Source organism: Streptomyces sp., from assembly GCF_035644915.1.
Taxonomy (GTDB): Bacteria; Actinomycetota; Actinomycetes; order Streptomycetales; family Streptomycetaceae; genus Streptomyces.
Genome location: NZ_DASQNP010000160.1, coordinates 1 through 8,782 on the forward strand (window position 1 = coordinate 1; position 8,782 = coordinate 8,782).

Annotated in this window: 7 protein-coding genes; 5 read left to right on the forward strand and 2 right to left on the reverse strand. The window is 71.1% G+C overall.

Going from position 1 to position 8,782, the window contains the following annotated elements; all coding sequences use genetic code 11:
- The first annotated feature begins 311 nt into the window (after positions 1-311).
- The 3 genes from VE546_RS18180 to VE546_RS18190 all read left to right on the forward strand — a co-directional run bounded on the left by VE546_RS18180 (position 312) and on the right by VE546_RS18190 (position 4,618).
- Positions 312-941 (forward strand): HAD family hydrolase, encoded by a 630-nt coding sequence (locus VE546_RS18180; RefSeq protein WP_414720519.1) that lies wholly within the window; start codon positions 312-314, stop codon positions 939-941.
- Between the two features lie 386 nt (positions 942-1,327).
- The gene (locus VE546_RS18185) at positions 1,328-2,923 is read left to right on the forward strand and encodes an ABC transporter substrate-binding protein (RefSeq protein WP_324923584.1); all 1,596 of its coding nucleotides are present in this window, start codon (positions 1,328-1,330) and stop codon (positions 2,921-2,923) included.
- A gap of 102 nt (positions 2,924-3,025) precedes the next feature.
- Positions 3,026-4,618 (forward strand): ABC transporter substrate-binding protein, encoded by a 1,593-nt coding sequence (locus VE546_RS18190; protein ID WP_414720518.1) that lies wholly within the window; start codon positions 3,026-3,028, stop codon positions 4,616-4,618.
- A gap of 64 nt (positions 4,619-4,682) precedes the next feature.
- Here VE546_RS18190 and VE546_RS18195 read toward each other — a convergent pair whose 3' ends face one another.
- Positions 4,683-5,357, reverse strand: coding sequence for a response regulator transcription factor (locus tag VE546_RS18195; protein WP_324923586.1), 675 nt, complete (start codon positions 5,355-5,357; stop codon positions 4,683-4,685).
- Between the two features lie 47 nt (positions 5,358-5,404).
- Positions 5,405-6,343 (reverse strand): RecB family exonuclease, encoded by a 939-nt coding sequence (locus VE546_RS18200; protein WP_324923588.1) that lies wholly within the window; start codon positions 6,341-6,343, stop codon positions 5,405-5,407.
- 134 nt (positions 6,344-6,477) lie between these two features.
- On the opposite strand from VE546_RS18200, the gene VE546_RS18205 reads away from it, so the two are divergent.
- Positions 6,478-7,725 (forward strand): site-2 protease family protein, encoded by a 1,248-nt coding sequence (locus tag VE546_RS18205; RefSeq protein WP_324923590.1) that lies wholly within the window; start codon positions 6,478-6,480, stop codon positions 7,723-7,725.
- 83 nt (positions 7,726-7,808) lie between these two features.
- Positions 7,809-8,738, forward strand: coding sequence for a tRNA (adenine-N1)-methyltransferase (locus VE546_RS18210; RefSeq protein WP_324923592.1), 930 nt, complete (start codon positions 7,809-7,811; stop codon positions 8,736-8,738).
- Positions 8,739-8,782 lie beyond the last annotated feature (44 nt).

Consider the following 8,782-nt stretch of genomic DNA (forward strand, 5'->3'; position numbering starts at 1 on the left):
AAATACTTCAACGCGCGATAGTTCAGTCCGTCGTACACTGATCTGTCCGGTACAGGCCGGTTGCCCCTCCCGTCGTGGAGGAGCAACCGGCCTTCGCTTCCCCTTCAGGAGGTATGCGGATGACTCGCCCCTTCTCCCGCGTCGACCCCTCCGCCTACGGCGGCGGCACCCCCGGCCTGCCGTTCGGCGGGGAAGCTCCCGCACCGGCCCCGGTCCTCGGCGGGAGAACCCCCGCGACGGCCGGCGGCTCCACCGGTACGGCCACCACGACCACCGGCGTCCCCACCGTTCTCCAGGCCGTCCTGCTGGACATGGACGGCACCCTGGTGGACACCGAGGGGTTCTGGTGGGAGACCGAGGTCGAGGTCTTCGCCGAGCTGGGGTACGAGCTGGCCGAGGAGCACCGCGAGGTCGTGGTCGGCGGGCCGATGTCCCGGAGCGCCACGTACCTCATTCAGGCCACCGGGGCGGACATCTCCCTGACGGACTTGACAGTCCTGCTCAACACCCGGTTCATCGAGCGCATCGAGCGGGGGGTGTCCCTGATGCCCGGCGCCCGGCGGCTGCTCACGGAGCTGGCCGCGCACGGGGTGCCCGCGGCGCTGGTCTCGGCCTCGCACCGCAGGGTGATGGACCGGATGCTGGTCTGGCTGGGTCCGGAGTTCTTCGCGTTCACCGTGGCGGGGGACGAGGTGGAGCGCACCAAGCCGCATCCGGACCCGTACCTGCTGGCCGCCGCGCGGCTCGGGGCGGACCCGGTGCGCTGCGTCGTGGTGGAGGACACCGCGACCGGTGTGGCCGCCGCGGAGGCGGCCGGGTGCCCCGTGGTGGCGGTGCCGTCGGTGGCGCGCATCGAGCCGGCGCCGGGGCGCACCGTCGTGGGATCTCTGGAAGAGGTGGATCTGTCTTTTCTCCACTCCCTGGCCGCGGCCGTACACTGAGCGTGCACCGGCCACCGCGCGGCGAATACACGGAAAACTCACGGCAGTGGCTCGCTTATTTTCCGTGACGAATACGGTGGCCGAATTCCCGCTTTTCATCTGACAGTTGAGAGCGTGACATTTATCACGCGATCCGAGGTCGACAGACGGACCTCGGCATGATCTTGAACGAGCTTCGCCCCTTTTCGGTGTGCCCTTGTGTCCCGGTTGGTGCCCGCTCGCGGCGATCGCCCCGGCGTCCGGTTATCGGACGTCGGGGCTGCGTTATCGGAGCGTGATATCCCCAGGCCAGCGGCTTGGGCGAGTGGCGTGTCTCCCGCCTACTAATGTCTGTGCCCCGGCCAGAGAATTCGGCAACAACCGGCCGGACGAGGAGACCGTCACCGATGAACCGTAAGATGCTGGTACTGCCCGCTGTGGTGGGCCTGCTCGCCCCGGCGCTCGTTGCATGTGGCAACGACACCGGAAGCGGAAACAGCGGAACGATCGTTGTCGGTACCACCGACCGTATCGAGGCGTCGGCGGAGGCACCCGCTCCGCTCGATCCTGCGGCCGCCTATGACGTCAGCACCTGGAACGTCTTCCGCAACACCTTCCAGACCCTCCTGCGGCTGCCCCGCGCGGGCACCCAGCCGGAGGAGGAGGCCGCCGAGGAGTGCGGCTTCACCGACCAGCGAAGCGAGCAGTACCGATGCACCCTGCGTGACGGCCTGACGTTCTCCAACGGTCACAAGCTGACCTCCGAGGACGTCACCTTCTCCATCGAGCGCATGCTCGGCATCAACGACCCGTCCGGTCCGGCGTCGCTGCTGGCCAACCTCGACCGGGTCGAGGCGCCCTCCGAGCGCGAGGTGGTCTTCCACCTCAAGAAGCCCGACGCCACCTTCCCCTACAAGCTCGCCACCCCGGCGGCGGCGATCGTGGACAGCGAGGCCTACCCGGCCGACAAGCTCCGCGAGGGCTACGAGATCACCGGCTCCGGCCCCTACGTCCTGGAGTCCTTCGACGCCGAGGACGGCAGGGCGGTCCTCGTCCGCAACGAGAAGTACCGCGGCGGCCTGGAGCTGAGGAACGACAGGGTCGAGCTGCAGTTCTTCGAGGACTCCGGGGCCATGGAACAGGCCCTGCGCGACGGCGACATCGACGTGATGAACCGGAGCATGTCGCCGGAGCAGATCGAGCGGCTGGACAGCGACCAGAAGGACGGCATCGAACTCGTCGAGATGTCCGGCCAGGAGATCCGCTACCTGGTCTTCACCACCGACGACCCGGTCGTGGGCCGCAAGGCCGTGCGCCAGGCCATCGCCCAGACCGTGGACCGCAGCGAGCTGGTCCGCGACGTGTACGCCCGGACCGCCGAGCCGCTGTACTCCATCGTCCCCAGCGGCCTGACCGGCCACCACAACTCCTTCTTCAACACCTACGGCGAGCCGGACGTCAAGGCCGCCCGCGAGACCCTGGAGCGCGCCGGCGTCGACACCCCGGTCAAGCTCCAGCTCACCTACACCACCGACCACTACGGTCCGGCCACGGCCAAGGAGTTCAAGGTGCTGGCCAAGCAGCTCAACGACTCCGGGCTGTTCGAGGCGACCGTCAAGGGCGTGCCGTGGAAGACCTACCGGTCCGCCTCCATGAAGCAGCAGTACGGGGTCTACGGCATGGGCTGGTTCCCCGACTTCCCGGACGCGGACAACTTCATCGCCCCGTTCTTCACCGAGGACAACTTCCTCGGCTCCCCGTACGAGAACAACGAGATCCGCAACCAGCTCATCCCGCGGACCCGGGTCAAGGAGGAACGGGACGCCGCCGTCGACGACTTCGTCCGCGCCCAGGACATCGTCGCCGAAGAGGTGCCCGTGCTGCCGCTGTGGCAGGGCAAGCAGTACGTCGCCGCCCGCGAGGGCGTCTCGGGGGTCGAGTGGGCCCTCAACTCCTCGTCGGTGCTCCAGTTGTGGGAGCTGGGACGAGGCGTGCAGAACTGAGCGGAAGGCCGCGCCGTCCGGAGACCGGGCGGCGCGGCCTTCCGCGGAAACGGGGGCGGCAAGGGCAGTCACGCAAGCTAGAGAGCGGATGAGGATAAACACGTGAGGAAAAGGGCCCAGTGGGGGGCGCTCCCGATCGGCATGGCCACGGTCGCCGCACTGCTCACCGGATGCGGGGAGGAGGAGGCCGCGAGCGCGGGCAAGGGCGAGCGGATCGTGATGGGGATGACCGACGAGGTCCTGTCCATCGACCCCGCCTCCGGTTACGACCCCGGTTCCTGGCTGGTCTTCAACAACGTCTTCCAGTCGCTGCTCAGCTTCCCCAAGGGAGGCACGGCCCCGCAGCCGGAAGCCGCCGAGAAGTGCGAGTTCACCGACAGCCGGAGCCAGGTCTTCCGCTGCACGCTCAAGGACGGGCTGAAGTTCACCAACGGCAATCCGCTGACCTCCGAGGACGTCAAGTTCTCCTTCGAGCGCACCCTGCGCATCAACGACCCGGACGGCCCGGCCGTCATGCTGTCGACCATCAAGGAGATCGAGGCGCCGGACGAGAGGACCGTCGTCTTCCGCCTCGACCAGCCGGACGCCACCTTCCCGCAGAAGATCGCCTCCGGCGCCGGATCGATCGTCGACCACCGCGCGTACCCGGCCGACGAGCTCCGCACCGACGGCAAGGCCGTCGGCTCGGGCGTCTACCGGCTGGACTCCTACGGCGACAAGGAGGCCGTCTTCTCGGTCAACCCGGACTACAAGGGGCCCGCGGAGGTGCAGAACTCCGGGATGACCATGCGGTTCTTCCACGGCGACCGGGCGGCGCTGAAGGAGGCCGTGCAGAGCGGTGAGGTGGACGTGGCCTACCGCGGCCTGGCCACGGAGGACATCGCGGACCTGGAGGCGTCGACCGACGGCGACGCCAAGACGGAGGTCATCGAGGGCACCAGCGCCGAGGTGCACCACCTGGTCTTCAACATGGACCACCCGGTCACCGGCAAGCTGGGCGTCCGCAAGGCCATCGCGTACCTGCTGGACCGCTCCACCCTGATCCGCGACGTCTACCGGCGCACCGCCGAACCGCTCTACTCGATCGTCCCCGCCGGCATCACCGGCCACAACACGGCCTTCTTCGACACCTACGGCGACCGCCCGCAGCCCGAGAAGGCCAAGGCCGCCCTGCGCGCCGAGGGCATCACGGGGAAGGTCGAGCTGACCCTGTGGGCCACCCCGGTGCGCTACGGGCCCGCCACCGTGAAGGAGTTCGAGGAGATCGCCCAGCAGCTCAACGCCAGCGGCCTGTTCGACGCCACGGTCAAGAGCGTGGAGCTGGAGCAGTACGAGAAGGACATCAAGGCGGGCAAGTACGGCGTGTACGTCAAGGGCTGGGTGCCGGACTACCCCGACGCCGACAACTTCACCGCGCCCTTCTTCGGCGAGGACAACGTGCTGGGCAACAACTACGACGCCGGCCGGATCACCAAGGAGCTGCTGCCGCGCACCGCGGCGGTGAGCGACCGCGCCGACACCGTCGAGGACTTCGGCGCGATACAGGACATCGTCGCCCAGGAGCTGCCGGTCCTGCCCGTCTGGCAGGGCAAGCAGTACGCCGTGGCGCACGAGAACGTCTCCGGCCTGGAGTGGACGCTGGACGCCTCCACCGTCTTCCGCTTCTGGGAGATCCGCAAGGGCGTCGAGGACTGATCCGGTGCGGGGCCGCCCGGCGGCCCCGCACCCCGCGGCCGGCGGTCCGCCCCGTCCCGCCCGGCTACTGCTGGGCGCCGGGGCGGACCAGACCGCTCTCGTACGCGTACACCGCCGCCTGCACCCGGTCGCGCAGGCCCAGCTTGGTCAGCACGTGCCCCACGTGGGTCTTCACCGTCGTCTCGCTGACGAAGAGGTCCGCGGCGATCTCGGCGTTCGACAGCCCGCGCGCCACCAGCTTGAGCACCTCGACCTCGCGGTCGGTGAGCGTGTGGAGGGTGTCCGGCACCTGCTCCTCGCCCGAGGGCAGCTTCCCGGCGTACTTGTCCAGCAGCCGGCGGGTGACGCTGGGCGCGAGCATCGCGTCGCCCGCCGCCACCACCCGGATCGCCTGCACCAGTTCAGCGGCCGGGGCGTCCTTGAGCAGGAAGCCGCTGGCGCCGGCGCGCAACGCCTCCACCACGTACTCGTCCAGGTCGAACGTGGTCAGCACCAGCACCTTGGCGGGGCCGTCCTTCGCCGGGCCGGTGATCCGGCGCGTGGCCTCCACCCCGTCCATGCGCGGCATCCGGATGTCCATCAGCACCACGTCCGGCTGGAGGGCCCGCACCTGGTCCAGCGCCTGCAGGCCGTCCCCGGCCTCGCCCACCACGGCGATGTCGCCCTCGGCCTCCAGGATCATCCGGAAACCGGTGCGCAGCAGCGGCTGGTCGTCCACCAGCAGAACGCGGATTGCCACGGAAACTCCTCACGGGGCCGGGGGCTCGGGGCGGCACCCATTCTTGCCTAAGAGGCCCGGGAGGCCGCGCCTGCCCCGTCCGGGAGGCCGTCCGGCGCCTGCACCGGCAGCGGCGGCTGGATCATCAGCGGGTACGGCGGGGGAGTGCCCCCGAACTCCGGGCACAGCGCCTGGTGGGCGCACCAGCCGCACAGCGGCCCCGGACGCGGCCGCCAGTCACCGGTCTCGGTCGCCCGCCGGATCGCGTCCCACAGCGCCAGCAGCTTGCGCTCCACGCCGCGCAGGTCGGCCTCGTCCGGGTCGTAGCTGAGCACGTCGCCGCTGCCCAGGTAGACGAGCTGCAGCCGGCGCGGGATCGTGCCGCGCAGCCGCCACAGCACCAGGGCGTAGAACTTCATCTGGAACAGCGCGTCCGCCGCGTACTCCGGCCGGGGCGCCCGGCCCGTCTTGTAGTCGACGATCCGCACCTCGCCGGTGGGCGCCACGTCCACCCGGTCGATGATGCCGCGCAGCCGCAGCCCCGATTCCAGCCGCGCCTCCACGAACAGCTCGCGCTCGGCGGGCTCCAGCCGGGTCGGGTCCTCCAGGGAGAACCACCGCTCGACCAGTTCCTCCGCCTCCGCCAGCCACCGCGCCAGCTCCGCGCTGTCGGCCGCGCCCTCGCCGGGCTCCGCGTCGCCGTCGCCGGTGAACAGCTCCGCCAGCTCCGGCCGCTTGGCCAGCAGCCGTTCCCACTCCCGGACCACCAGCGACCGGGCCCGCCGCACGCTGCGCTCGGCCGCCGGGGAGTCGAAGAGGCGCTCCAGCACCGCGTGCACCACCGTCCCCCGGGTGGCTGCCGCCGTCGGCTTCTCGGGCAGCTTGTCGATCACCCGGAAGCGGTACAGCAGCGGGCACTGCATGAAGTCCGCGGCCCGCGACGGTGACAGGGAGTTGGGTGGCGACGCCGGAGAGGACGCCGCACCGGATGCCGAATGGGAGACCATGACACGACCCTACGACCATCGGCGGACACATCGCCGCTTACCATCGATGGCGTACCCCTTCGCACCCCCCTCGCGCCGCGTGACCGCGGGGGCCGTACCTGCGGGTGCGAGGGCACCTTCTACGAGGGGAACCCGTGGCGGACACGGACAACAGCGGGCGGCCGGAGCCCGGCTCCGGCAAACCGGCGAAGGGCAGCAGGCCGGACCGCCCGCGCGAGAGCGGCGGCGGCATCCTCATGGGCCGCCCCTTCGGCGTACCCGTCTACGTCGCACCGAGCTGGTTCGTCGTCGCCGCCCTGATCACCTGGGTCTTCGGCGGCCAGCTCGAACGCGTCCTGCCGGAACTGGGCGGCACCCGCTACCTGGTCTCCCTGTTCTTCGCGGTCGCCTTCTACGCCTCCGTCCTCGTCCACGAACTGGCGCACACCGTCGCGGCGCTCCGCTTCAAGCTCCCCGTGCGCCGCATCCAGCTCCAGTTCTTCGGCGGGGTGTCGGAGATCGAGAAGGAGAGCGAGACCCCGGGCCGGGAGTTCGTCCTGGCCTTCGTCGGCCCGCTGCTCTCCCTCGTCCTGTCGGGCCTGTTCTACCTCGGCCTGTTCGCCGTCGAGCCCGGCACCGTGCCCGCGGTGCTGCTCGCCGGACTCACGGTCTCCAACCTCATCGTCGCCGTGTTCAACCTGCTGCCCGGCCTCCCCCTGGACGGCGGCCGGATGCTGCGCGCGGTGGTGTGGAAGCTCACCGGCCGGCCCATGACCGGCACCGTCGCCGCCGCCTGGACCGGCCGCGCGCTCGCCGTCGCCGTCCTCATCGGGATGCCGCTGCTCAGCTACGCCGGGGGGTTCGCCGACGAGGGGTTCGGCGGCCTGGACTCGATCACCGACGCCCTGCTCGCCGCGATCCTGGCCGCGATCATCTGGACGGGCGCCGGGAACAGCCTGCGGATGGCCCGGCTGCGCGAGCGCCTCCCCGAGCTGAGCGCGCGGGCCCTCACCCGCCGTGCCGTCCCCGTCACCGCCGCCACCCCCCTGTCCGAGGGGCTGCGCCGCGCCAACGAGGCCGGGGCCCGCGCGCTGGTGGTCGTGGACGGCCAGGGCGACCCGATCGCCATCGTCCGCGAGGCGGCCATCGCCGGGGTGCCCGAGCACCGCCGCCCGTGGGTCGCCGTGAGCACCCTCGCCCAGGAGATCACCGAGGGCATGCGGGTCTGGGCCGAGCTGGCCGGCGAGGAACTGCTGGACCACCTGCGCGCCACCCCGGCCACGGAGTACCTGGTGGTGGAGGAGAGCGGCGAGATCTACGGCGTGCTCTCCGCCGCCGACGTCGAGCGGGCCTTCGTGGCCGCCATGGCCAAGCCCACCTCCGCCGGACCCGCCGCCCCCTGAGCCCGGGGCCGCCCGGTCCGTGTCCGGGCGCTCACCGGACCTCGATTACGGCCCGGGGGACGGGCTCGACTAGGCTTGCACCCATGTCCGAACCGACCGGTGCCGCCCGCCGTCGCGGGCCCTTCCAGGTCGGGGACCAGGTCCAGCTCACCGACCCCAAGGGACGTCACTACACCTTCACGCTCGAGGCGGGGAAGAGCTTCCACACGCACAAGGGAGCCTTCCCCCACGACGAGCTGATCGGTGCTCCCGAGGGCACGGTCGTCCGTACCACGGGAAACGTCGCCTACCTCGCGCTGCGTCCCCTGCTCCCCGACTACGTCCTGTCCATGCCGCGCGGCGCGGCCGTCGTCTACCCCAAGGACGCGGGGCAGATCCTGGCGATGGCCGACATCTTCCCCGGCGCACGTGTCGTCGAGGCGGGCGTCGGCTCCGGCTCGCTGAGCACCTTCCTGCTGCGGGCCGTCGGCGACCAGGGCATGCTGCACTCCTACGAGCGCCGCGCCGACTTCGCCGAGATCGCCCGGCAGAACGTCGAGCGCTACTTCGGCGGCCCCCACCCCGCCTGGCGGCTCACCGTCGGCGACCTGCAGGACAACCTGTCGGAGACCGACGTCGACCGGGTCATCCTCGACATGCTCGCCCCCTGGGAGTGCCTGGACGCGGTGTCCAAGGCGCTCGTGCCCGGCGGCATCCTGTGCGCCTACGTCGCCACCACCACCCAGCTCGCCCGCACCGTGGAGTCGATCCGCGAGCACGGCACCTTCAACGAGCCCTCGGCCTGGGAGACCATGGTCCGCACCTGGCACGTCGAGGGCCTGGCCGTGCGCCCCGACCACCGCATGGTCGGGCACACCGGCTTCCTGCTCACCGCCCGCCGCCTCGCCGACGGGGTCGAGCCCCCGCTGCGCCGCCGCCGTCCGGCGAAGGGCGCCTACGGGGAGGACTACACCGGGCCGGGCGGCGGGAGCGGCGGCGCTCCGGCCGCGGACGGCGGCTCGGGCCGGGGCTGACCGGTCCGGGCCGCCCCCGGAGACCCCCGCACAACGGCACGCCA

Coding starts and splice junctions, on each gene's coding strand:
- VE546_RS18180 (WP_414720519.1), top strand. CDS start 312: ATGGACGGCACCCTGGTGGACACCGAGGGGTTCTGGTGGGAGACCGAG.
- VE546_RS18185 (WP_324923584.1), top strand. CDS start 1,328: ATGAACCGTAAGATGCTGGTACTGCCCGCTGTGGTGGGCCTGCTCGCC.
- VE546_RS18200 (WP_324923588.1), bottom strand. CDS start 6,343: ATGGTCTCCCATTCGGCATCCGGTGCGGCGTCCTCTCCGGCGTCGCCA.
- VE546_RS18210 (WP_324923592.1), top strand. CDS start 7,809: ATGTCCGAACCGACCGGTGCCGCCCGCCGTCGCGGGCCCTTCCAGGTC.